The sequence below is a fragment of the Vibrio sp. YT-19(2023) genome, assembly GCF_033337395.1.
This window is the reverse complement of the sequence record NZ_JAWOQN010001098.1, coordinates 1-526: the sequence shown is the minus strand read 5'-3', so window position 1 is coordinate 526 and position 526 is coordinate 1. Positions and strand designations below refer to the sequence as shown.

The 526-nt window shown below is 38.6% G+C and carries 1 pseudogene; it reads right to left on the bottom strand.

Going from position 1 to position 526, the window contains the following annotated elements:
• A pseudogene (locus R7E78_RS30255) lies at positions 1 to 300 on the bottom strand (methyl-accepting chemotaxis protein); the annotation flags it as partial.
• Positions 301 to 526: the final 226 nt, after the last annotated feature.

Genomic DNA, 526 nt, shown 5'->3' with positions numbered 1-526 from the left:
AGAGGTTGTGCCATAAACCGTGGTAACACCATCTGCAAACAAGCTTTTTTGTTGAGGGTTGGCTTTGGAGATACCAGTAATTTGATAGATATCTGTGGGATTAGCTTCGATGATGCCATCTAGTTTTGCTTGCACGTTGGCGATAGATTGTTGCTCGAACTGATGCAAATCATTTAGGTATCGGCTTCCTGCTACCGAAGTGAGTGCCACCAGAAATAGGAGGAAAATAACCCACATTTTGTCGTTGATAGACATCTTAATAAATAGTCGGTCTATCGTTCTAAACTCAACTTCTCTCATTGATTACTCCATTAGAGATAAAAGATATTGAACAAATCTATGGGTATATCGAAACAAAATATGCGATGCGAATCAGCAAAATATGTAACGAAGGGTGAGTTTATTTTACAAAATGAGATCTAGGGTCGCCTATAACAGTATGTTATGTCTTTTAATGATAGAAATGTCGATGTAATTCCAGCTATCTAAGTGAAGATGGCAGAGAAGAGTAACGACGCTGCAATCG